At 47.0% G+C, this 21,835-nt stretch carries 23 protein-coding genes; 10 read left to right on the top strand and 13 right to left on the bottom strand.

Going from position 1 to position 21,835, the window contains the following annotated elements; genetic code table 11:
- Window positions 1–16: 16 nt before the first annotated feature.
- On the bottom strand, window positions 17–1,171 hold the full coding sequence (locus SFV55_RS18720) for an FAD-dependent oxidoreductase (protein ID WP_320031064.1): 1,155 nt from the start codon (window positions 1,169–1,171) through the stop codon (window positions 17–19).
- Between the two features lie 61 nt (window positions 1,172–1,232).
- Between SFV55_RS18720 and SFV55_RS18715 the strand changes: the two genes are divergently transcribed.
- Window positions 1,233–1,673, top strand: a complete 441-nt coding sequence (locus SFV55_RS18715) for a DUF4293 domain-containing protein (protein WP_320031063.1) — start codon at window positions 1,233–1,235, stop codon at window positions 1,671–1,673.
- Here SFV55_RS18715 and eutC read toward each other — a convergent pair.
- From eutC to SFV55_RS18690, 5 genes are read right to left on the bottom strand one after another with little or no spacing between them, the layout of a single operon-like run.
- A complete protein-coding gene (gene eutC, locus SFV55_RS18710) occupies window positions 1,665–2,435 on the bottom strand; it encodes an ethanolamine ammonia-lyase subunit EutC (protein ID WP_320031062.1) in 771 nt (256 codons plus the stop codon). The genes SFV55_RS18715 and eutC overlap by 9 nt on opposite strands.
- A gap of 13 nt (window positions 2,436–2,448) precedes the next feature.
- The gene (locus tag SFV55_RS18705; protein WP_320031061.1) at window positions 2,449–3,813 is read right to left on the bottom strand and encodes an ethanolamine ammonia-lyase subunit EutB; all 1,365 of its coding nucleotides are present in this window, start codon (window positions 3,811–3,813) and stop codon (window positions 2,449–2,451) included.
- Between the two features lie 42 nt (window positions 3,814–3,855).
- Entirely contained in the window at window positions 3,856–4,362 is a 507-nt protein-coding gene (locus tag SFV55_RS18700) for a DUF6702 family protein (protein WP_320031060.1), read from the bottom strand.
- A gap of 48 nt (window positions 4,363–4,410) precedes the next feature.
- Window positions 4,411–4,758 (bottom strand): XisI protein, encoded by a 348-nt coding sequence (locus SFV55_RS18695; RefSeq protein ID WP_320031059.1) that lies wholly within the window; start codon window positions 4,756–4,758, stop codon window positions 4,411–4,413.
- On the bottom strand, window positions 4,743–5,102 hold the full coding sequence (locus tag SFV55_RS18690) for an element excision factor XisH family protein (RefSeq protein ID WP_320031072.1): 360 nt from the start codon (window positions 5,100–5,102) through the stop codon (window positions 4,743–4,745). Before SFV55_RS18690 ends, SFV55_RS18695 begins: the two co-directional genes overlap by 16 nt.
- A 270-nt stretch (window positions 5,103–5,372) precedes the next feature.
- On the opposite strand from SFV55_RS18690, the gene SFV55_RS18685 reads away from it, so the two are divergent.
- From SFV55_RS18685 to guaB, 7 genes are all read left to right on the top strand, one after another.
- On the top strand, window positions 5,373–7,736 hold the full coding sequence (locus SFV55_RS18685; RefSeq protein ID WP_320031058.1) for a M1 family metallopeptidase: 2,364 nt from the start codon (window positions 5,373–5,375) through the stop codon (window positions 7,734–7,736).
- Window positions 7,737–7,914: 178 nt separating this feature from the next.
- Complete coding sequence (locus SFV55_RS18680) at window positions 7,915–8,601, top strand: TIGR04283 family arsenosugar biosynthesis glycosyltransferase (protein WP_320031057.1); 687 nt, start codon at window positions 7,915–7,917, stop codon at window positions 8,599–8,601.
- A gap of 39 nt (window positions 8,602–8,640) precedes the next feature.
- The gene (locus tag SFV55_RS18675; protein WP_320031056.1) at window positions 8,641–9,426 is read left to right on the top strand and encodes a DUF547 domain-containing protein; all 786 of its coding nucleotides are present in this window, start codon (window positions 8,641–8,643) and stop codon (window positions 9,424–9,426) included.
- A 146-nt stretch (window positions 9,427–9,572) separates the two neighbouring features.
- The gene (locus tag SFV55_RS18670; RefSeq protein ID WP_320031055.1) at window positions 9,573–9,911 is read left to right on the top strand and encodes an arsenosugar biosynthesis-associated peroxidase-like protein; all 339 of its coding nucleotides are present in this window, start codon (window positions 9,573–9,575) and stop codon (window positions 9,909–9,911) included.
- A gap of 81 nt (window positions 9,912–9,992) precedes the next feature.
- Complete coding sequence (gene arsS, locus SFV55_RS18665) at window positions 9,993–11,069, top strand: arsenosugar biosynthesis radical SAM (seleno)protein ArsS (protein WP_320031054.1); 1,077 nt, start codon at window positions 9,993–9,995, stop codon at window positions 11,067–11,069.
- A 130-nt stretch (window positions 11,070–11,199) separates the two neighbouring features.
- Window positions 11,200–11,697, top strand: coding sequence for an outer membrane protein (locus SFV55_RS18660; protein ID WP_320031053.1), 498 nt, complete (start codon window positions 11,200–11,202; stop codon window positions 11,695–11,697).
- A 118-nt stretch (window positions 11,698–11,815) separates the two neighbouring features.
- A complete protein-coding gene (gene guaB, locus SFV55_RS18655) occupies window positions 11,816–13,300 on the top strand; it encodes an IMP dehydrogenase (RefSeq protein ID WP_320031052.1) in 1,485 nt (494 codons plus the stop codon).
- A 220-nt stretch (window positions 13,301–13,520) separates the two neighbouring features.
- On the opposite strand, the gene SFV55_RS18650 is transcribed toward guaB, so the two are convergent.
- The 3 genes from SFV55_RS18650 to SFV55_RS18640 all read right to left on the bottom strand — a co-directional run bounded on the left by SFV55_RS18650 (window position 13,521) and on the right by SFV55_RS18640 (window position 16,194).
- Entirely contained in the window at window positions 13,521–14,129 is a 609-nt protein-coding gene (locus SFV55_RS18650) for a YceI family protein (protein WP_320031051.1), read from the bottom strand.
- Window positions 14,130–14,219: 90 nt separating this feature from the next.
- Complete coding sequence (locus SFV55_RS18645) at window positions 14,220–15,566, bottom strand: hypothetical protein (protein WP_320031050.1); 1,347 nt, start codon at window positions 15,564–15,566, stop codon at window positions 14,220–14,222.
- Between the two features lie 49 nt (window positions 15,567–15,615).
- Window positions 15,616–16,194: a YceI family protein gene (locus SFV55_RS18640; protein WP_320031049.1), complete on the bottom strand. Its 579-nt coding sequence runs from the start codon at window positions 16,192–16,194 to the stop codon at window positions 15,616–15,618.
- A gap of 197 nt (window positions 16,195–16,391) precedes the next feature.
- On the opposite strand from SFV55_RS18640, the gene SFV55_RS18635 reads away from it, so the two are divergent.
- Both SFV55_RS18635 and SFV55_RS18630 read left to right on the top strand, forming a co-directional pair.
- A complete protein-coding gene (locus tag SFV55_RS18635) occupies window positions 16,392–17,867 on the top strand; it encodes a pyridoxal phosphate-dependent decarboxylase family protein (protein ID WP_320031048.1) in 1,476 nt (491 codons plus the stop codon).
- An 88-nt stretch (window positions 17,868–17,955) separates the two neighbouring features.
- Window positions 17,956–18,474 carry a YdeI/OmpD-associated family protein gene (locus SFV55_RS18630; protein WP_320031047.1) on the top strand — a complete coding sequence of 173 codons (519 nt, stop codon included), beginning with the start codon at window positions 17,956–17,958 and terminating at the stop codon, window positions 18,472–18,474.
- Window positions 18,475–18,479: 5 nt separating this feature from the next.
- Here SFV55_RS18630 and SFV55_RS18625 read toward each other — a convergent pair whose 3' ends face one another.
- From SFV55_RS18625 to SFV55_RS18610, 4 genes are all read right to left on the bottom strand, one after another.
- On the bottom strand, window positions 18,480–19,247 hold the full coding sequence (locus tag SFV55_RS18625) for an SH3 domain-containing protein (protein WP_320031046.1): 768 nt from the start codon (window positions 19,245–19,247) through the stop codon (window positions 18,480–18,482).
- 389 nt (window positions 19,248–19,636) lie between these two features.
- Window positions 19,637–20,500, bottom strand: coding sequence for a helix-turn-helix domain-containing protein (locus SFV55_RS18620; protein WP_320031045.1), 864 nt, complete (start codon window positions 20,498–20,500; stop codon window positions 19,637–19,639).
- On the bottom strand, window positions 20,500–20,925 hold the full coding sequence (locus SFV55_RS18615; protein ID WP_320031044.1) for an OsmC family protein: 426 nt from the start codon (window positions 20,923–20,925) through the stop codon (window positions 20,500–20,502). Before SFV55_RS18615 ends, SFV55_RS18620 begins: the two co-directional genes overlap by 1 nt.
- A 432-nt stretch (window positions 20,926–21,357) precedes the next feature.
- Window positions 21,358–21,835: carboxymuconolactone decarboxylase family protein (locus tag SFV55_RS18610; RefSeq protein WP_320031043.1), on the bottom strand; the 478-nt coding region annotated here is incomplete at its 5' end.

Genomic DNA, 21,835 nt, shown 5'->3' with positions numbered 1-21,835 from the left:
TATTTCCCCTTAATGATTAATCAATCAGCAATTCTGCTGCCTCTTCTCCAACCAAAGTGCCAATGGCTACTCCCATGCCGCCCATCCGCACTGCGACAACAATATTGGGGGCTACTCTTTGTACGATGGGTATTTTGTGTTCTCCCAAGCCCAGAATACCGCTCCACCAACTTTCTGCGGGGATGTTTTGTCCGGGTAAAATCACTTCGTTCAGCAATTGCATTAACGCATTTTGGATCAATTCAGTATTGCCAAAGTTGGAGGTTTGTTCGGCTTGAGCAGCCAGATTGCGGCCGCCGCCGAGTAAAATCCTGCCATCGATGTTGCGAAAGTAAAAATAACCCCGATCATAATGGAAACTCCCTTGAATGGTAAGATTGGGGATCGGTGCGGTGATCAACACCTGGTTGCGGGCGGGAGTTACATCCAGTTCAGGCAACAACTGACGTGCAAAACCATTGGTGGCGATGATGGCCTGCTGGAAATGCAAGGTCCAGTCATCCTGAGTATGGAGGGTGATGCCTCCCTGGTCCGACTCAATTTTTTTGATGCTCAAGCCATTGATGATTTGTACGCCCGCTTCCTGAGCCAGTTGCAGGAGTTTTTGCATCATGTAGCCTGTATTGATTTGTCCTTCGCCAGCATTGAGGATGAGGTGTTCTACACCTTTGAAGCCAAAGTTGGCAATCTTCCCATCAGCGATATGGTAGGTTTCTGGCAAACCTGTAATGGCATGGGTCATTTTGTTGAAAGCAGCGAGGTGTTCTCTGCACTCCTCAAAAATAGCGGCTTCATCCGAGCGGAATAATTCATAGCCCCCCAGGCCTTCGTAGCGCAGGTTGGCATCGCCAATTTTTTGCCGTAAGCGCTGTAGTCCCAAAAAACGCCGTTCGACCAGACCCCAAACTGTACCTTCGTCGAATTTTTGCAAATCATCCAGCAATTCGGTCATGCTGCCGTAACAGGCAAATCCAGCGTTTTTGGTGCTGGCTCCACTAGGCATCGAACCACGCTCAATGAGCAATACTTTGCGATTAGGATCTAGCTTGCGCAAATGCAGAGCCGCATTCAACCCCACAATGCCACTGCCCAAAACCACGGTATGAAAATCATCGAAAAAAACCGAGCGTTCCCAATAACTCAGTCGATTGATGTTTTGTTGTAAGTCCATAAGCGCTTATCTTCCGCCGCAAATATCACTATTAAACTACAATATCCTTCAATCTACAGCTATGATTCAGCGAATTCAGAGCGTTTTCTTTCTGCTGGCCGGGGGGCTTTACCTCGGATTGTTTGGCGTACCCTTCGCCGAAACCAAACAGGCAGTGGCCCAATCGGCCTTTTTAAACGATGCTGCTTATGGTGTTCAGGATCATGTGGCCCTGATGGCTGCCTTTGCCGTGGCAGGTGCACTACCGATTGTAGCAATCTTTTTGTTCAAAAACCGGGCAGTTCAAATGCGGCTGGCGGTATTTTCCACGATTGCCGCCATCGTGGGCAGTATCCTTACCGTGGTGTTGTTCATGCAGGAGGGGCTGAATAAGAGTAAAGAAGCCATCAACGATGGACTGGGCTTGTACATGGCGATCGCGGCGCTGGTGTTTACCTTACTGGCGTATCGTTTTGTGAATAAGGACGAGAAGTTGGTTAGGTCGGCGGATCGCTTACGGTAAATACAAAGTATCTGTATTATCTTTCAACGCTATGCCTGATAATTGCAAACGCAAAGAGGTTTGAATGAGATAGAATAGTTTTTCGCAGGCCAATTCGTAAGTTAATCCTTCTGGACGAATATTGGAGATACAATTTCGGCGTTCATCAGTCAGGCCTTGTATGGGTGCATAGGTAAGGTATGCACCCATACTGTATGGAGAACTCAAGCCTGGCCGTTCACCAATCAGCACAATCACCAATTGAGCTCTCAACAAATGCCCAATTTCATCACCAATGGCGACTCTGGCTTGTTCGACTATACTGATTGGTGCAAGTTGATAATTCGCTTTTTGCAACAAGGGCAACAACCTTTGCAGCAATGGTATGGCATGCTGATTAATCGCCGTAGCCGACAATCCATCGGCCAGCACAATCGCAATATCATGGTCAATCTTGGGCATTTCTTTCAACCTCGCTACCGAAGCTTCATTCAAACTTCTGCCCCAATCGGGCCGTTGCAAATAAACTGAGCGGGAGCTAGCCCGGCTGTGCAATTTTAAATAAGGTACAGCAAACTGCTCCAGTTTTTGCTCCAGTTTCGGGTAATCCAACTCAGAATATACGGCATCCTTGGCGTGGGCGAAAGCCAATTTGAACTGTAATACCTCTTTCAAAGGAATAGCCCCTCCGGTATGCCCCAGCGCAATGCGGGCATCGGTGTAGGTCTTGAGCGACTGCCATGGATCAGGCTCCACGGGTTTTGAGTATTGCTTTTTTTTCAACTGATGCCTCGAATTATGCCAAAAGCAAGTGATTGGGTCTTAGCGGCAATTTCTGGCCTTTTTTATCCAGAATTCCTTGCGCCAAAAGCCATTGTTCAAACTCTGGTGCGGGTTTTTTACCCAACACCTTGCGCAAATATAAGGCATCGTGAAAAGAAGTAGACTGGTAATTGAGCATGATGTCGTCGGCCCCGGGAATGCCCATGATGAAATTGCAGCCAGCTACCCCCAATAAGGTCAGTAAGTTATCCATGTCATCCTGGTCGGCTTCGGCGTGGTTGGTGTAACAAATGTCGGCCCCCATGGGCAAACCGAGTAGTTTGCCACAAAAATGATCCTCCAAGCCCGCCCGGATGATTTGTTTGCCATCGTAGAGGTATTCCGGACCAATAAAACCCACCACGGTATTGACCAAAAAAGGGTCGAATTTTCTTGCTACTGCGTAAGCCCTTGCTTCGATGGTTTGTTGATCCACCCCATGATGGGCATTGGCGGAGAGGGCAGAGCCTTGCCCGGTTTCAAAATACATGACTTGCTGGCCAATCGTTCCGCGGTTTAAAGCCAAGGCAGCTTCGTAGGCTTCTTGCAAAATATCAAGGGTAATGCCAAAACTTTGGTTGGTTTTTTCAGTCCCGCCGATTGATTGAAAAACCAGATCCACAGGCGCATCCTGGATGATTTGTAAGGCAGTAGTGACATGGCACAGCACACAACTTTGGGTAGGTATCTGGTATCTTTCCCGCAAATCGTCAATCATGTGGAGCAAGGTGCTCACTGCTGCCGGGCTATCCGAAGCCGGATTGATGCCAATCACCGCATCGCCACTGGCGTACAAAAGTCCGTCAATAATACTTGCTGCAATACCCTTCGGGTCGTCGGTAGGGTGATTGGGTTGTAAACGGGTTGACAAACAGCCGCTGAGGCCCACTGTAGTGCGAAAACGGGTAACCACACTGCATTTTTGAGCCACAGCGATCAAATCCTGATTGCGCATCAATTTGCTCACTGCTGCCACCATTTCGGGCGTTAAACCCGCTGCTAAAGCCTGAAGGGTAGTTCCATCCGCCTGCTCACTCAACAACCAATCCCGCAATTGCCCCACTGTAAAATGGCTGATGGGGGCAAAAGCTTCTTGATCATGTTCATCAATGATCAAGCGGGTCACGTCATCCGTTTCATAAGGGATGACGGTTTCGTTCAGAAAAGTTTTCAAGGGTAAATCGGCCAAGGCCAGTTGAGCGGCAACCCGCTCTTCAAAGCCTTCCGCAGCTAAACCAGCCAATACATCTCCACTCCGCAAGGGGCTCGCCTTCGCCAATAAGGTTTTTAAGTCTGCAAAAAGGTATACTCGATTGGCGATGGTGTAGCGATAGGGCATCGGTTGTTTATTGTCTTTCAAAAATTCGTCATTCTTTATTTGTCATTGAATACTAAAACTCTCCCGCACCTTCCCCTGAATAAACCGCATACTTCCTTTCTTTTGTGGAAAAGTGAAATTCACCAGGTTGCTCTGATCATCGTACAAGTCCATCAAAAAGGAATCGGTCAAATCCACCGATTTTGGTTTGGGGACGTTCAGGATTTCGACGTACAACCAACAAGCAACATCTTCGTATTCTTTGCCCAAAAAATTGGCTTTGTAGGCCTTGCCGTTGATGAGGAGTTTGAAATGAGCGGCCAGGTATTCAGCTAAGTAGCGGTCTGTGTCAGGGTGTTCGTTGGAAGTGCCCAGTTTCAGATTCACCTCTTTACCCTTGACTTTCAGAGATTCCTCGATGTGCCGCTCCAGGTCATCCATAAAAATTTTGTGGGTGACTTGAATCGTTTTGCTTTTTTCCTCATAAACGACCTCGGAAAGCGTTAAATGGATGGGATGTGCAAAGAAACTCCACATTCCCAGGATTAGAATAGTCAATAAACTCTGCATGAAAATTGTTTTTAACAACCAGGTGTAAGCTCAGAAAACGGAATTGCTTTAAGCAACTTTTTCTTTAATGCTCGCCAATCTAACCAATGGTGGTTGAAAGCCGAGCACGATATCTGATTTAGGCACTCCTAGCTCTACTAATTCATCAACCAGATAGAACTCAGTATTATTGAGATGAAGCCAGATCTTATGGTCAATGATATCAAAATGGAACAAAATGCCAAAAACGAATTGCTGCTGTTTTTCGTCCCAACCAATTTTTATCAATTGATAATGATTTCTATCCCGGTCAACAAGCATTTGAGGCTTCACTGATGAGCTTGAGCCAGAAAAAAAATCGACGTATCCTTTGAGCAGGTTTATAAGGATTTCCTGATATTTTATTGTTTTATCCATGACTCGATTGTTTGTTTTTCCATGTCCACCACAATTATTCTGAGTGGTTTTTCATGTACGATTTTCTGAATAAGTGGTCGTTGAAAAAATGTTTTCCAAATGAAAGTGGGTATAGCTAAATAGACCATCCTTTCTGGCTCCTTATCCTCTAAAGCAAATTGATAGGTATCATATTGACCACTTGCTTTATGAAATTCCGAAACAGGAGATTGTTCTTCCAAAAAAGATTTAATCTCCACTGCAATTTTTTCTTCTCCCCGCTCTGCTGCCAGTACCCGAGCTGCACCCAAATCCGCAAATAATTCGACATCACCTGAGGTTAAATCTAATGGATCGTCGGTTATGATCCACCCATCTTTTTCTAGGCAATCCTTACTTGGAAATGGTATTTATCGCGTTTTGGCATAAGTCTATTTAAAGCAAAAGTCGCGGTTTTTCGGCACATTTACAAGGTCAAACTTGGGTCAAATTTCAAACAAAACCAAAAGTTGTGCTAACTTTGACTACTTTTTTAGCACCCTGGTCACATTTTCCCGCCAATGGGGGGAGAAGCACAGCCAGCCTATGGTGTACCTTGCAAGTTTAAATTGTTCATTTACCACCCTCAACTACAAATGAGAAGGATAAACCAAATTGGAACTTTGGTTTTGTTGTTGGTAGCTACGATTACCTATGCGCAACAAAACACCGATCAAAGCAAATTCCGCCAACTTGGCACGGAATTACCTACGCCCAATACCTACCGCACAGCCTCTGGCGCACCTGGTGAGTCGTATTGGCAACAACGGGTAGATTACGACATCAAAGTGGAGCTCGATGATGAGAAGCAAAAAATCAGAGGTACGGAGATGATCACTTATTACAACAACTCCCCACATCCGCTGACTTACCTTTGGCTCCAGTTGGATCAAAACGTGGTTCACCCTGAGTCGGATACCTACAAAACTGCCACCAACACACTGGGCGAGCGGGTTAGCGCTGGTCAGTTGAACAGCATGCTGGACAATTCTTTTGACGGTGGTCACAAGATTGAGTATGTAAAAGACGCCACCGGCAAAGCCTTGAAATTCACCATCGTCAAAACAATGATGCGGGTTGATTTACCTACGCCACTGATCGCTAAAACGGGTAAAATTCAATTGCAGATCGGTTGGAACTACAACATCAACGACCGTCAAAACCCAGCTCTGGGTGCTGACTCCCGTGGTGGTTACGAGTTCTTCCCCGAAGATGGCAACTACCTGTATACCATCACCCAATGGTTTCCTCGTTTGGCCGTTTACGACGACTACAATGGCTGGCAGCACAAGCAGTTCCTCGGTCAAGGTGAGTTTACCCTGCCTTTTGGCAACTACACTGTAGCGATCACCGTTCCTTCCGACCACATCATCGCGGCTACCGGCCAATTGCAAAACGCCAAAGACGTATTGACTGCCGAGCAGCAGAAGCGTTTTGAAGAATCCAAAACTGCGACCAAACCTGTGGTAATTGTTTCCCAGGAAGAAGCTACGCAGAAGGAAAAAACCAAAGCCAAGGACAAAAAGACCTGGATTTACAAAGCAGAAAACGTGCGAGACTTTGCGTTCGGTAGCTCCCGCAAGTTCATCTGGGATGCCATGGGGGTCAAAATTGAAGGAAGCCCGGTTCCTACCGTGATGGCGATGTCCTATTATCCAAAGGAGGCGAACCCACTGTACGGTCATTTGTCTACCGAAGCTGTGGCGCATACCTTACGGGTATACTCCAAGCACACTATTCCCTACCCATATCCCGTGGCGATCTCCGTGGAAGCTTCCAACGGGATGGAATACCCGATGATTTGCTTCAACTATGGCCGCCCTGAAAAAGATGGCACTTATTCCGACCGCATCAAATACGGCATGTTGGGGGTAATCATCCACGAAGTTGGGCACAACTTCTTCCCGATGATTGTCAACTCTGATGAGCGGCAGTGGACCTGGATGGACGAAGGTTTGAATACTTTCTGTCAGTTCCTGGCTGAACAGGAATGGCAGCGCGACTTCCCTTCCGGCCGTGGCCCAGCCCGCAATATTGTTGGTTACATGAAGGCAGATAAAGCTGTCCAAAATCCAATCATGACCAACTCGGAATCCGTCATCCAGTTTGGAAATAATGCTTATGCAAAACCAGCTACTGCGCTCAATATCTTGCGGGAAACGGTGATGGGCCGGGAGTTATTTGACTTTGCTTTCCGGGAATACGCCCGCCGGTGGGCATTTAAGCACCCTACACCCTACGACTTGTTCCGCACCATGGAAGATGCTTCCGGGGTTGATCTGGATTGGTTCTGGCGAGGTTGGTTCTTCACCACCGACAACGTGGACATTTCTTTGGATGCCGTCACGGAATTCCGCCTGGATACCAAAAATCCAGAGATCGAAAAGCCACTCGCTTCCAAAAAATCAAAAGAACAGCTGGAGCGTGATGTGACTTACCAAAACAACAAACGCGACCTGGCCACCACTGCGGTAGAACGCAACGAGGGTTTAAAAGACTTTTACAACAGCTACGATCCGAATGCTCCAGCGCCAACTGATCGGGAGCGTTATGAAAGATACCTGGCTAGTTTGGGCCCAAAAGAAAAGGCCATCATTGAAGCCCGTAAAAACTACTACCAATTGGATCTCTCCAACCAGGGCGGTTTGGTGATGCCGCTGATCATCAAGTTCGAGTTTGAAGATGGAACCAGTGAAACCCAGCGCATTCCAGCGGAAATCTGGCGCATGGACGATAAAAAAATCAGCAAAGTTTTTGCTTTTGCCAAACCCGTGAAACAGGTGATCCTCGATCCGCAGGAAGAAACGGCTGATGTGAATACCGAAAACAACTACTATCCACGTCGCCCGATTCCTTCCCGTTTTGAGGTGTTCAAGCAAGAAGGATTTGCCCGTGGTGCCAGTATGGGATCCAACCCGATGCAGCAAGCACAACAGCAAAAGAAATCAGGGAGTAATTAATGATTTTATGTTTACTAAACTTCAAAAGTTTAGTAAACGTAAATTTTTACAGAGCCTGGCAGATGCATGATCATTTGCCAGGCTTTTTTGTTGGATAAACTAAACTTTGCGTTTACTAAACTTCAAAAGTTTAGTAAACGTAAAATCCAAAAAAGTACCTCAAATCGTATAAAAGTGTATGAACGTTTCCATAATCATTCCAACCCTCAACGAGGCGAGTAACATAGCCCGGTTGCTGGAATACATTCGGCAAAATGCCGGGCCAGAATTGCTGGAAGTCATTTTGGTAGACGGTGGCAGCACCGATGACACTGCTGGCATTGCCCTTGCCAATGGTGCACAGGTTATCGACTGCCCGATCAGGAGCAGGGCTGCTCAAATGAACCTGGGAGCTCGGCATGCCCAAGGAGAGGTCCTTTATTTTATCCATGCCGATACGTTACCTCCACAAAATTTTCTCAAAGCCATCCGCACTGCCCTTGAAACGGGTTGGTGTATGGGTTGTTTTCGATACCGTTTTGACTCTCCCAGCTGGTTATTGAAGTGCAATGCCTGGTTTACCCGTTTCAATTTCCTTTGGTGTCAGGGCGGGGACAAAACCTTTTTCATTATTGCCACTACCTTTGCCGAACTTGGTGGCTATGATGAAAAATACGTCATCATGGAAGAATACGACTTCATTCGACGAGCCCGCAAAAAGTACCCCATGCCAACTTTGCCGTATAATGCCACTGTTTCAGCTCGGAAATACGAACACAATTCCTGGTTGCGGGTGCAATTTGCCAATTGGTTGGTATTCAATTTGTTTACAGCTGGATTGGAACCTGTTCGTCTGAAAAAGATTTACAGACAAATTTTAAACTAACCTGTTCTATTCCCGAACTGGTCAATTTTTACTTTTTTTATGAAAAAACAAGTGTTTCTAATCACTCGCCTGATGGTTTTGGCAATGGTTTGGTTGAGTGCGTCCAACTGCGTTGCCATTCGCCGCAATACCAATTCCAGCCCGATCAATCACGATCGCTGGGATCAATTGGTCAAAAAACACGTCAAAGACGACGGCTTTGTTGACTACAAGGGGTTCGTCCGCGATTCGAACGAGCTTAACAGCTACCTGGATCAACTTTCAGCGGTTCATCCCAATGATAAAAGCTGGTCCCGCAACGAACAAATGGCTTATTGGATTAATGCATACAATGCTTTTACGATCAAGCTGATCGTCAACAACTACCCAGTGGAAAGCATCAAGGACATCAAAAAAGGCATTGCTTTTGTCAACTCGGTTTGGGACATCAAGTTCATCAAGATTCAAGGTTTTACCTACGACCTCAACAACATTGAACACAATATCCTGCGCCCGGTGTTTAAAGATGCACGGGTGCATGCCGCCGTCAATTGTGCCTCTTTCTCTTGCCCTCGCTTGCGGCAGGAAGCCTACACCCCGGAAAAATTGGACAGCCAATTGGATGATGCCATGAAAAAATTCCTGGCTGACCCCCTGCGCAACAACATCACTGCTGAAAAAGTCGAAATCTCGGAAATATTCAAGTGGTTCAAAGGTGATTTTGACCGCGATGCAGGCTCTTTGATTGCCTACATTAATAAATTCTCTGCGCAAAAAATCTCAGCCCAAACCGAACTCAAGTACCTCGATTACAACTGGGCACTCAACGAAGCCAAGGGGCGATAAAAAAACAAGCGCTCATTTTGCCAAAGGATTAGATGAGTAAACGTTTCATTTTAAGTGTCTTATCTAATCCTTTGGCTCAAGAAAAATGAGCACTTGTTTTTGCCCAACTACCAAATAACCACTCATCTAAATACAACAAGCTAACCATGGCTCAAAAGCATTATTTCGATCCAGCCGACCTCGCCAAGTTCGGCGACATTACCAAGTGGCAAAAAGCAATGGGCGATAAATATTTCGCCTGGTATGGGGAAACCATGAAGGAAGGAGCACTTACCGAACGCGAAAAAGCGCTGATTGCCCTGGCGGTGGCTCACGCCATTCAATGCCCTTATTGCATTGATGCCTATACCTCTACATCGCTGGAAAAAGGCGCCGATGAGGAACAAATGATGGAGGCAGTGCATGTAGCTGCGGTTATCCGGGCCGGGTCCAGCCTCGTTTATGGCGTGCAGATGATGAACCACGCTGAAGAAATAACCATGTAAACTTAAGATTCCAGTTTCAAAAACGGTCGCCGAGCGGAGCCGAGGTGCCGTTTTTGAAACTGGAATCTTATAATTTTCATTATGGCCATTCACCAAAAAGGAAAATCCCTTGCCGCCCGCGGCAATGCCCTATCGGACACTTTTTTCCAACTGGAAGTCCTCAATGGGCGTGAACGCAGCGCAGCTCAATTCAAACCCTTCGAGGAATCCATCAAAATCGCTGGTTTTGATCAGGGAAAATTATTGCCCTCACGCATTGAAATTTTCCAAATCAATGTGGGCAAACTGTGCAATCAAACCTGCGCCCATTGTCACGTGGACGCCGGCCCCGATCGCAAGGCCGAAAACATGAGCAAGGAAACCTTTGATCGCTGTTTGGAGATTTTGAGCAAATACGATATTCCGACGGTAGACATTACCGGCGGTGCACCTGAAATGAATCCACACTTCCGCTGGTTTGTCGAAGAATGCCATAAGTTGGGCAAACACGTGATGAACCGTTGCAACCTGACCATCATTGTGTCGAACCCCAAATACCAGGATTTACCCCATTTTTTTGCTGAAAACAAAGTGGAAGTGGTTTCCTCATTGCCCCACTATTCCGCGCTGCGCACGGACAGCCAAAGAGGTGATGGTGTTTTTGAAGATTCAATCAAAGCCCTGCAAATGCTCAATGCGGTGGGCTATGCTCAAGCCGATTCCGGATTGAACCTCAACCTGGTCTACAACCCTTCCGGGGCTTTTTTGCCCGGCGGCCAGGCTTCCCTGGAAAACGAATTCAAGCGCCAGCTCAAGCGGAAATACAACGTGGATTTCAACAATCTCTACGTCATCACCAATATGCCGATCAGCCGCTTTCTGGATTATTTGCTGGAAAGCGACAACTACGAAAAATACATGAACACCCTGATCGACGCTTTTAACCCCGCCGCCGTGGCTGGGGTGATGTGCCGCAATACCATTTCGGTCAGTTGGGATGGCTGGATGTACGATTGTGATTTCAATCAAATGTTGGACCTTAAAGTCAGCACACCAGGTAAATCTGTCCATGATTTTGACCTGGCGGAGTTAGAAAAACGGGACATTGTGCTCAATCAGCACTGTTATGGTTGTACTGCGGGTGCAGGATCGAGCTGTGGCGGGCAAGTAGTTGAATAGTCTATTCGGGCGCTGAGCGTAGCCGAAGCACCGAATAGACTATTCTTGTTAAAAAATTCCTAATCCATCATTCCTGCAATAATTTTTATCTTGCTTAGGTCATTCTTCTGTTATCACAAAAAACCAAAACATGAAACAATTGAGATACCTAAGCGCTGTGCTGGTACTTATTTTCGTTGCTACCTACGCACTAGGCCAGGTTCGGGTAGGCGGAGGGTTTACCTACGGAACCAAGTTTGAAAAACCCGGCTTATTCGCCCGTGGCGAGTTTCAAATTCCCAACAAAGACCTGGGCATTGTAGCCTCTGGTAATTTTTATTTTCCCAAAGAAGACAAAAACCTGGGGGTGAGTGATAGCCGGGTTGCCTTCAACCTGGACGGGATGTACACCTTTGCTGGCAATGATTTTTTGGACATTTATGGCCTCGGTGGTTTGAACGTGATGCGCGCTACCCGCAAAATCACAGGCTTTGACGATAAAGCAACAGATACCAAATTTGGTTTTGGTGTAGGTGGCGGTATTCGCTATAAACTGGAAAGTAACCTGGTCCCTATGGCCGAGATGAAATACATCAATGGTGGACAGGACGAGTTTGTGATCAATATTGGGGTGTTGTTCCAACTGTAGGGGCAATCTTCGAGGTTACACTTGTAAAATTCAACGGGGGAAACCCAAATTTTCTCCCGTTGAAAAAATAGTCAATTCTTCCTTTGCGCAAATCTCCACAAAATCCCTACCTTTGCGCATGGATACGCAAAATACCAACCTGGACAAATTTCTGGGCGAGGCACTGACCTTCGACGACGTGCTGCTCGCTCCGGCATACTCTGAAGTATTGCCTCGTGAAGTGGACATCACTTCCCAACTTACCCGCGAACTAAGATTGAATGCTCCTGTTGTTTCGGCCGCTATGGATACGGTAACCGAGGCAAAACTGGCTATTGCCATTGCCCGGCAGGGTGGCATCGGGATCATCCACAAGAACATGACCATTGCAGAACAAGCTGAGCAGGTTCGCCTGGTCAAACGTTCGGAAAGTGGTATGATCATCGATCCCGTCACGCTAAGACCTGATGCAACCATTCGCGACGCCAAAAACCACATGGAGCGCTTCAAGATTGGCGGGATTCCGGTCGTTGATGCCAACAACCACCTGGTGGGCATCCTGACCAACCGCGACCTGCGTTTTGAAACCAGCCTGGATCGCTCGGTTCAAGAACTGATGACCTCCAAAAATCTGGTCACTGCCCCGGCAGGGACGACTCTGCACCAAGCCCGCGAAATTCTGCAACGCAACAAGATTGAAAAATTGCCTGTTGTAGACGACCACAACAAACTGGTCGGTTTGATTACCTACAAAGACATCATGAAGGTAATCAATTATCCCCTTTCGTGTAAGGATACCTTTGGGCGTTTGGTGGTCGGTGCTGCGTTGGGCGTTACCCGCGATATGATGGAACGCGTAGAAGCTCTGGTTCATGTAGGGGTAGATGTCGTTGCAATCGATACCGCTCACGGGCATTCCCAAGGTGTACTCAACGCGGTGAAAGAAGTCAAGAAGAAATACCGTGACCTACAAGTTATTGGTGGCAACGTAGCTACTGGTGAGGCTGCCCTGGCTTTGGTTGAAGCCGGAGTAGATGCCGTAAAGGTGGGGGTTGGCCCTGGCTCGATTTGTACCACCCGTATTGTGGCAGGGGTAGGGGTGCCTCAGCTGACTGCGATCAGCTGGGCTGCTCAGGCTTTGAAAGGCACTGGGGTACCGATTATTGGCGACGGCGGGATTCGCTATACTGGCGACATCGTCAAAGCGCTTGCCGCAGGTGCAAGTACCATCATGGCGGGCGGCTTGTTTGCTGGAGTAGAAGAAGCACCGGGCGAAACCATCCTGTTTGAAGGTCGGAAATTTAAGGTTTACCGGGGTATGGGCTCCCTGGGGGCTATGCAGGAAGGTTCCAAAGACCGTTACTTTCAGGATGTAGAAGACGACATCAAAAAACTGGTGCCAGAAGGCATTGAAGGCCGGGTGCCCTACAAAGGAACCCTGGCAGAAGTGATGGTACAATACATCGGTGGTTTACGCGCCGGGATGGGTTACTGTGGTGCCAATACGGTGGAAGAATTACAGCAGAAAGGTCGTTTTGTAAAAATCACAGCAGCAGGGGTGAAAGAAAGCCACCCACACAACGTGAACATTACGAAGGAAGCACCGAATTATAGTACACGATAATTTAGGCATGAGGCTTTTTTGAATTTACGAGTTCCGAATACATGATTTTTGAGTTTTGAAGTGAGCTACCGCAGCGACTTGGCTCAGGACTGTGTTTAAGTCGCTGCGGTAGCCCACTTCAAAACTCGTAAGTCATGTATTCGTAACTCGTAACTCAAAAAATATGAAAATCATCAATTGCTTGATAATCAACTCTCCTAAAGTCTAATCCCAAATCCGCTCACATTCCCTTTTCCACCTCCACCATCATATCCATGTGGATGCGGATCAAGTCGTTGACCCGGATCGTTCCCATGAGTGCTCGCGGTGGGGTGAGTCCAAAATCGGTCATGAGGATGTTTTTATCACTGACAAATCGAAACCTACCTGCTTCGGTTTGTTGGGCGCGCACATTTAGGTCAATGGTTCGTCTTACTCCTGCAATGGTTAGTCCTGCCTCGACAACCTGGGTAGCCCACATGCCGGGTTCTTTCAATTTTTCATCCTCCAATTGTTTGACCTGCACCAATTCGATGCGGATTCTGGGATATTCGTCTCCTTTCAGGGTTCTTTGTAAATCCTTGTTCATCATTTTATTCCCACAATCCAGGGTAGCTACACCGAGATCCAGGATCGCGTTGGAAAAAGTAGCTGAGGTCCCATTCTTTCCCTTGTTGAATTTCACAGTTGAACGTGGAAACTGATCGGTGCATTCGCACTTGAATTTGTTGACGTTGCTCGATCCGTAAAGCGTCAGTTCACTTGCAGGATCAATGGAAACAACGTTATCATTGGGAAAACTCAGCACCAAAACTCCAAACAACAGGATTAAAGCAGAATACCTTCTCATGGCCTTGAATTGTGGTGTAAATAAAATCGGGGGGCATCAGGCTATGATGCCCCCCAAGTATTTAGAAGAAGAAAGATAGTGATCAAGAGGTTAGAACCCAATAATCGCCTCAATCATCATACCGTTGAATTTGCCTTCATTACGGATATCGGAAGTTGGGAAATCCAAGTATTTTTGAGAAACGAGTTCCCCTTTCAGCAACAGGTTTTTGGTAGGAAACCAACCAGCAACCAGTGCGGTACGATTGATGCTTACATCTTTGGTATAGGCAGCGCCACTTGGACGACCACTTACTGTGTTATAGCGTGCTCCAAGGTACAGTTGTTCGTTTGGTAAGAAGCGGAAGATACCCTCTACGGCTAACTGATTCCAGCTACGGTCACTTGATTCTGCGTAAGTACCTCCTTTGAGTGTTTCATAGGTACCGAATATTTCCAGACCTTTGTACTTCAAGAATGGATTGATCATCACGGCAGTAACCCGGTTGGTTAAGCCTGGATTGAACCGGCCCGAAGTAAAGTTGGCGGAATAAGAACCTCCGGTAGGCTCAAGAACCATAAAGTAGTGAGAGCCAGTACGGTCACCAGAGTAAAGTGTGTTCCGGGCGATATTGCCATTGGTGTACATCGAGGCAGAAAGCCGGAAACGTAAATCCCCAAAATTGTTGTCATAAGCGGCCTTCAAAGAAATCGAAGGAGAACGTTTGGTCGCTTCCAAGTTTGGAGCCACAGGTTTGTCAGGATAATTCTCAATGTTGCCATTGATCAAACCAGAAGTCATACCGCCCATCAACATCAAGCCTTTGGCTGGGAAGATGTATACCTCACCACCAATTTCGGTAGTGAATGCGTCCAGGATCAGGTTTTCAGCAAAGGGGTTGAAGATGGCATTGCCACCATCGGTACGGCGGAATTGTTGGTCCCCAAAGTTGGGTTGGAAGTGCCCGATTTTTACCCGTACATAATCGGTAAACCATTGAGGGCTACCAAACATGGGCAATTTGTCGATTTGAATGTAGCCACCTTTTACCCAAAACTCGTTGTGGTGACGTGCAGACATGTAGTTTTCCAAACAAACCCGAATCCCGTCTTCAATTTGGAAGTCAAAGTTCAAATTGGCCATTGCCAGGTTAAAACCATTAAGTTTGGCGGAAAGAGAATCCCCTTGAGCAGGAATGGTTCCCCAGAGGTAGTTTTTCTTGTATGGCTTGTTTTCGTGAGTCAAACTTTGGTAATCCTGGGTAAAACTACCCCCGATGCGGACAGAGACACCTTTGAATTCGGCCTGGTCACCACCTTTGATTGGTTCAAAAACGTTGATCCCGTTTTTATCCCAGGGGCGGAAATATTGTAAATCAGCTTGTTGAGCTACGAGAGGTAAGGAGAAAGCAAGGGCCAGCAAACCTGCCAGCAGGTTCGATAAAGATATCTTTTTCATCTTGTTGAATTTTAGTCGTTAGTGAAAGAGCTTGAGAAAAGAGAGCAGGTTATTCACCCAGTACAATATCGAAGCTAACCGTGATGTCGTTGCCCGTTTTGAGGGTACCCATGAGTGCAGTCGGCGGATCAATTTTAAAGTCGGTCATTTTGAGTGCTTTTGATCCTTTGAAGGATAAGCTGCCGTTGCTCAAAATTTTTCCTTTTACGTTCATGCTGATCGGAACTTTCACCCCTGCGATGCTGAGGTTGCCCAGTGCTTTGATGTCGTATTCACCTGCAGCAGGACTGATCGATTCAATCTTGGTCAATTGGTACGTGATTTTGGGATACTGTGTTGTTTTCAGTGCTTCCCAGGTCTTCTTGTCCATTATTGAGCCTTTGGTACTCTTGATCGAAGCGGCGTCTACTTCGAGGTACAAACTGTTGATGGCTTCCAGGCCACCTTCATTGATGACGATGTCGCTTTTAACAGTGGCGACTCCTACACTTGACTCCCATTTGTGGAGGGAGGAAGTGCCCGCTACACTCATTTTAAAACTTTTGAGTGTTTGAGGGCGCACTGGTATCCAGAGCAAAAAAGGAAGAATCAGTGCGGTGGTTAGAATAAGAGATGCCTTGTTTTTCATGGCTTTTCGCTTTGTTTCGATACAAATGTAAGCCAGTGAGGAGGTGTCATACCATGAGCTTTGAGACCCAAAATCAGTGATTAATATCACACAGTTGAAAAAATCAATTGACTGCGGGACTTTTGTACTTGTTTATCTGTCCTCAATGTTGGATTTTGTTTAAAATCACGGTTCAATTTCTGTAAAACCCAATAACCATGACGCAGCAAAATGCTCCGACCCAGCGGGATGACCCAAATGATGTTTCTTCTCTTTTACAAAAAGTATACGACCCCGCCACCTTTCGCCAACAAGGCCACGCCTTGATTGATCAATTGGCTGATTATTTTGAATCTGTACAAAGCCAGCGAGACGAAGTAGTTTTTCCTCAGCACAGCCCTGAAGAGCATTATCGTTTTTGGCAAAATGAACTGAATGGTCCTCTGGCTGAAGATCCCATTGCTTTTTTTGAAACGGTAATCCAGCATTCCGTCAAAACTCATCATCCTCGCTATATGGGCCACCAGGTGGCAGTAAGCGCACCAGTTTCAGCTTTGGCAGGTTTACTGAGTAATGTACTCAACCAGGGCATGGCCCTGTATGAAATGGGGATGAGTTCGGTGCCGATGGAACGCTTGGTGGTTGAACTATTGGCAAAAAAAATTGGCTACGGAGCGTCCAGTAGTGGCATCTTGACCTCCGGTGGGACTTTAGCCAACCTTACGGCCTTACTTGCTGCCCGTGCTTGCAAAGCGCCCTCGAATGTTTGGTCCGAAGGCCACCAGGAGCGCTTGGCCATTATGGTCAGTGAGGAGGCGCATTATTGTGTGGATCGGGCAGCGCGCATCATGGGGCTTGGAAATGCAGGCATCATCAAATTGCCCACCGACGTGCAGTACAAAATGCGTTGTGATTTATTGGAGGTATACCTGGCCAAAGCTCAGCGGGAAGGACTCCATGTATTTGCCATCATTGGCAGTGCTTGTTCCACCTCTACCGGCTCCCACGACAACCTGGAGGCCATTGCCGATTTTGCCGAACGGCACAACATCTGGTTCCATACCGATGGAGCGCATGGTGGTGGGGCGGTTTTTTCCAAAAAGTACCAGCCCTTACTCAAAGGAATCGATCGAGCCGATTCGGTGGTGGTGGATTTTCACAAGGTGCTGATGGTCCCGGCCCTGGCTACAGCCTTGGTGTTCAAACGGGAACAAGACAGCTTCAGCATTTTTCAGCAAAAAGCTCAATACCTCTGGAACACTGTCGAAGCCGATTGGTACAACCTTGGAAAACGAACCTTTGAATGCACCAAATACATGATGTCCCTGAAAATCTTTACCCTGTTGAAATTATATAGTGAAGAGCTGTTTGCTGCCGTGGTGGATCAGGTATATGATTTGGGGCAGAAATTTGCAAAAATCCTTGCAAAAAGGCCAAATTTTGAGCTTGCAATGGAACCTGAGTGCAATATTGTGTGTTTTAGAGTCGTAAAAGCTGGAGTCAGTGACCTTAACGCATTCAACCAGGAACTGCGTAATCGCATTCTGGAGAAAGGGCATTTTTACATTGTACAAACCACCCTGCGCAATAAGGTGTATCTCCGCACTTCCCTCATGAACCCACTCACTACCGAACAGGATCTGACGATTTTACTGGATGAACTTGAAAGTTTGGCCAATACGGCTGCTTTTTAAGTTTTCCTGAAAAGAGTTTTTGCATAATTTGGAGCCTCCCTTTGTGCGTTGTTACGCCGGGGGAGGTTTTTTTATTAAACAACTTTTTATGAATCCTGAAGAAACATTCTCTTTCACTTCTTACCTGGAAGAATCCAATAACCGCTTGTGGGGGCAACATTTTATTGTGCCAGCTCCCGTTGTAGCCGCACTTAGCGAAGGCCGTGAGGATAAAAGAGTGGTTTGTACCATCAATGGCATGGTGGAATACCAATGCGCCATGCTTCCCAAAGGGGAGGGCATTTACATCATTTCGGTGAACAAAGCTCGTGTAAAAAAACTCAACTTGAAACTGGGCGATCAGCTGCAAGTCAGCCTGCGCAAGGATGATAGCGAATATGGCTTACCCGTGCCCGAGGAATTTACCGAAGTGCTGGAACAAGATCCGGAAGCCAATGCCTTTTGGGAAAAACTCACTCCAGGCAAAAAACGCACCCTGCTATACATCATTGCTCAACCCAAAAGTTCAGATTTACGCATTACCCGGGCACTGGCGATCTGCGAACACCTCAAAGCCTATGCGGGCAAAATCAATTTCCGCGCTTTAGGTGAAACCTTAAAGGGCTAGTACTGCTAATCGGTAGAATAAAATCCGACAATCACCTTATCACCTTTGTCTTCAAACTCCAGCCACTCATAAGGGTTGGCGGTATCGTTCACCTTGATTTTTTTGGTCTTGGCATTGCGCACAATTTTTAGGTTTTTGGCCGTGCTGAAATAAAAGGAACGCAAGGTCACCAAAGCTTGGGAAAAAGACAAAGTGTTGCTCGGTATGCGCAAAAACTGGGTCACCCCACCATTGTACAAAATCAGTTCAAACTCTCCGCCATCAGCGAAAGCCTGCTTGTACCCTTCGAGGATGCCTTCTTTTTCATTGGGGGCAGTTACCTCCCGCTCGCCCTTGGGCTTGGAAAGGTTCATGTAAAACCATTCAGGCAAAGCAATGTCTTCTTCTGGTTCCTCCTCGATGGTGGGGAATTTGGCCAAATAGCCATCAAATACATAGGCTTCCTTTTGATCGGCATTTTTGATTTTGACCCAATGGCCTTTTAATTGGAACTCGTCGATGGTTTCGGCAATGTAGGTTTGGTCGGCTTCGGGAAGGGCAAGAATTTCCAGTGCTTCACCGTATTGGGCCGCGCCTACTTTTTCGGCTTTGGCGTCGGGGCCTTTGCGCAGGCTGAGGCCGAGAAGGGCGTGGACGTACATGGTTTGGCCAACTTGGTATGGAGCAGTGGATTTGGGCGCTTCTTGGACGGTACTTTCCTGTTCCTGATTTTTTTTGTTGCGGCAGGAAAGGGCAAGGGTGGCGAGGAGGGCGAAGAGCAGGAGTTTTTTCATGATAGATTGGGTTGATTGTGTGACTTAAAGATAGGGGCACTTGAATAAAAACAAAAAAAAGATGTCGCACCAAAGAGCTCAGCGCGACACCTTCATCAACAGTTAACACCAAAAATATTGGTCGGCACTAAAATTATTCGCCTTGAGGAGAGAGAGTCAATACACCGACCAAAATTTGAACACCCAATTGACCATGTGTAACAGAAAAAAAATTAAAAACTCCTTGTACTGCTTGTTGAATCAAAGATAAAGCGGATAGGGGCGGAATTGGGTGACTTTTGGGTAAGTAGGAGAGTGATTTTTATCAGTTTGTATGATTTTGCTAGCTTTTTTCAATTCTCCTGCCCTTATCAATCTCAAACTTTTTGATGGCCATAAAACGCATTTAATCATTGTTGGCCTTGCTTCTTCTCAGCCTCCAATGACCGCTTAAATTCTGACGGGCTTTCCCCGGCCATTTTTTTGAAAAAACGGCTAAAATGTGCCGCCTCCCCGAAGCCCAGTTCGTAGCCGATTTCCCCAGCGGGCTTGTCGGTGTAGAGCAGCAGTCGCTTGCTTTCGAGGAAGATGCGGTCACTGATGACCTGCAAGGGTGTTTTCTCGCTGTACTTTGCAAAAAGGTTGCTCAGGGTCTTGGGTGACTTGAACATCAGGTTGGCGTATTCCTGCACCTGGTGAAGGCGCTTGTAATGGTTTTCTACCAACATATTGAACTGACGAACGGTGTCCAATTCGTTTACCGAAAGTATATCAGCGTGGGCTTGTGTTTTTACCAGACGGGTCAGTTTGATGATGAGTCTTTTCAGCAAGACCCTCAGCATTTCTCCCTGAATATTGTCCCGGTTTTGAAATTCTTCTTTAAAAACCTCCACCAAGAGCCCGAAGCTCCGGATATCTTTTTCATCCAAAAAAATCGGCTCGCCCTCCCGCCATCCGTAGAACAGCAGCCCGGAGCAGGACACCTCCGCATCGTGTGTGACGATGCAATAAAACTCCCGGTTGAACTGCCAAATCACCGCGTCCTCCGACCGTTCCAATCGAAAGGAATGACTGACGTTGAGCGCAAAAAAAGCATTGGCAGGGACCTCGAAACACAGCTCGTCAATGGTCAGCGATTGGGCCTCGCCCCGGTTCCAGACGAGGGCATTGAATAGCTTGTTGCGCTCCTTAAAGAAGTAGCGGGCAAAGTCAGGTTCGTCCGTCGTCATCAGGAGTTGCCCGCCAGAGGCTGGGTCGTGGTATTCGTAGCGCATCAGGCTTCTACTGTTTCTCCGAAAGGTACAGCATTTTCAATTGTCCATTCGCCCTTTATCATGCGGTGAACGTAGCAGTTATCGGCTTCGTACAGCAGTTCTGCGCGTTGTTCGGCGCTCAGGTCGCCCTCAATTTCCATTTGCACCGTTACCGTGGTGGCGAGGCTGCGGTCGGGGTTACGCTTTACGGACATTTCCAATTTTGCGTCCACATCCCGTACCGTCCAGCCTTTTTTGCGGGCGATAAAACGCACGGTTGCCACTTTGCAGGAAGCCAGCGCAGAAAGCAGGAGGTCTTCAGGGGAAAAGCCCTGGTCGGTACCCTTGCTCGTGATTGGTTCGTCGCCTACTATAGAGTGTCGACCGTTGGAGATGATGGACTGGTAGCCTATGGGCAGGCTCTTGATGTTGATTTTGGTTGCCATGTAAAATCAATGATGAATGGTAAACGATGAGTGATGAATTGGCAGCTCGGAGTTGAGATTAGGCTCGATTTGCTTGGTACAAAACTACACTAAAAAGGGCCTTGGTTGCTTACCAATTTTCCATAAATACTTATCAATTTTTCCCTAAAAACAAAACATGAATCATCCCGAATTTTAATTTTAGGTTCTAACCAAGCTCTAATCCGTATTCGTGGTCACCGCTAACGCGGTTCAAGAAAAGGATGGCGGAAGATACTATAAACCTGGACAGGGCTAGCTCCCTTGAATTGGGTGCAAAACCGCGTTAGCGGTGGCCAGGTTTATAGTACTTTTGTACCCACATACCCTTGAACCGCGCTAGCGGTGGTCAGATTTGTGCGGTAAATTCATTAATGGTCAAATTCGGGATGATTCATGTTTTTAAAAATGAAATCACGCATATACTTCCTCCAGGGGCCGCGCTACCGGGAAGTCAATCGGAATTTGGGTTACTCCATGCAGGAAGTTGGAGATGATTTTGTCGCCAATGACGATGAGGATGTCTACCAGATTGGCTTTGTTGTAGCCTGCCGCAAAGAGGTTTTCGACTGCTTCGGCAGAGGGTTTGCCTCGCTTAATGGTAGCCTCTTTTACGAATTTGGCAAGCGCATCCAATTTGGCGTCAAAACTTACCTCACCACTGCGGATTTCGAGGATTTGCTCGTCGGTGAAGCCATTCATCTTGCCCAAAGCAGTGTGGGCGCTCAGGCAATAAAGGCATTCGTTCACCTGGCTCACCACGAGGTTGATGACCTCCCGTTCCTTGGCGCGCAGGGTGCTTTTGCGGTTTTGGAGGGTAAGGTAATCGCCCAGTGCTGTGTCATTTAAGGCAAAGGTGGCGTAGAGATTGGGTACAAAGCCAAGGCCTTTT

The sequence above is a fragment of the Haliscomenobacter sp. genome (assembly GCF_033763495.1).
Classification (GTDB): Bacteria; Bacteroidota; Bacteroidia; order Chitinophagales; family Saprospiraceae; genus Haliscomenobacter.
The sequence above is the reverse complement of the archived record's forward strand: the minus strand, read 5'-3'. Positions and strand labels throughout refer to the sequence as shown.

Bases quoted from the DNA above. Each gene is read 5' to 3' on its own strand.
- SFV55_RS18620 (WP_320031045.1), bottom strand. From the start codon at position 20,500: ATGCGCTACGAATACCACGACCCAGCCTCTGGCGGGCAACTCCTGATG.
- SFV55_RS18670 (WP_320031055.1), top strand. From the start codon at position 9,573: ATGGCTCAAAAGCATTATTTCGATCCAGCCGACCTCGCCAAGTTCGGC.
- SFV55_RS18705 (WP_320031061.1), bottom strand. From the start codon at position 3,813: ATGCCCTATCGCTACACCATCGCCAATCGAGTATACCTTTTTGCAGAC.
- SFV55_RS18680 (WP_320031057.1), top strand. From the start codon at position 7,915: ATGAACGTTTCCATAATCATTCCAACCCTCAACGAGGCGAGTAACATA.
- arsS (WP_320031054.1), top strand. From the start codon at position 9,993: ATGGCCATTCACCAAAAAGGAAAATCCCTTGCCGCCCGCGGCAATGCC.
- SFV55_RS18695 (WP_320031059.1), bottom strand. From the start codon at position 4,758: ATGGATAAAACAATAAAATATCAGGAAATCCTTATAAACCTGCTCAAA.
- SFV55_RS18630 (WP_320031047.1), top strand. From the start codon at position 17,956: ATGAATCCTGAAGAAACATTCTCTTTCACTTCTTACCTGGAAGAATCC.
- SFV55_RS18650 (WP_320031051.1), bottom strand. From the start codon at position 14,129: ATGAGAAGGTATTCTGCTTTAATCCTGTTGTTTGGAGTTTTGGTGCTG.
- SFV55_RS18645 (WP_320031050.1), bottom strand. From the start codon at position 15,566: ATGAAAAAGATATCTTTATCGAACCTGCTGGCAGGTTTGCTGGCCCTT.
- SFV55_RS18700 (WP_320031060.1), bottom strand. From the start codon at position 4,362: ATGCAGAGTTTATTGACTATTCTAATCCTGGGAATGTGGAGTTTCTTT.
- SFV55_RS18675 (WP_320031056.1), top strand. From the start codon at position 8,641: ATGAAAAAACAAGTGTTTCTAATCACTCGCCTGATGGTTTTGGCAATG.
- guaB (WP_320031052.1), top strand. From the start codon at position 11,816: ATGGATACGCAAAATACCAACCTGGACAAATTTCTGGGCGAGGCACTG.
- SFV55_RS18720 (WP_320031064.1), bottom strand. From the start codon at position 1,171: ATGGACTTACAACAAAACATCAATCGACTGAGTTATTGGGAACGCTCG.
- SFV55_RS18635 (WP_320031048.1), top strand. From the start codon at position 16,392: ATGACGCAGCAAAATGCTCCGACCCAGCGGGATGACCCAAATGATGTT.
- SFV55_RS18660 (WP_320031053.1), top strand. From the start codon at position 11,200: ATGAAACAATTGAGATACCTAAGCGCTGTGCTGGTACTTATTTTCGTT.
- SFV55_RS18715 (WP_320031063.1), top strand. From the start codon at position 1,233: ATGATTCAGCGAATTCAGAGCGTTTTCTTTCTGCTGGCCGGGGGGCTT.
- SFV55_RS18640 (WP_320031049.1), bottom strand. From the start codon at position 16,194: ATGAAAAACAAGGCATCTCTTATTCTAACCACCGCACTGATTCTTCCT.
- SFV55_RS18615 (WP_320031044.1), bottom strand. From the start codon at position 20,925: ATGGCAACCAAAATCAACATCAAGAGCCTGCCCATAGGCTACCAGTCC.
- SFV55_RS18685 (WP_320031058.1), top strand. From the start codon at position 5,373: ATGAGAAGGATAAACCAAATTGGAACTTTGGTTTTGTTGTTGGTAGCT.
- SFV55_RS18625 (WP_320031046.1), bottom strand. From the start codon at position 19,247: ATGAAAAAACTCCTGCTCTTCGCCCTCCTCGCCACCCTTGCCCTTTCC.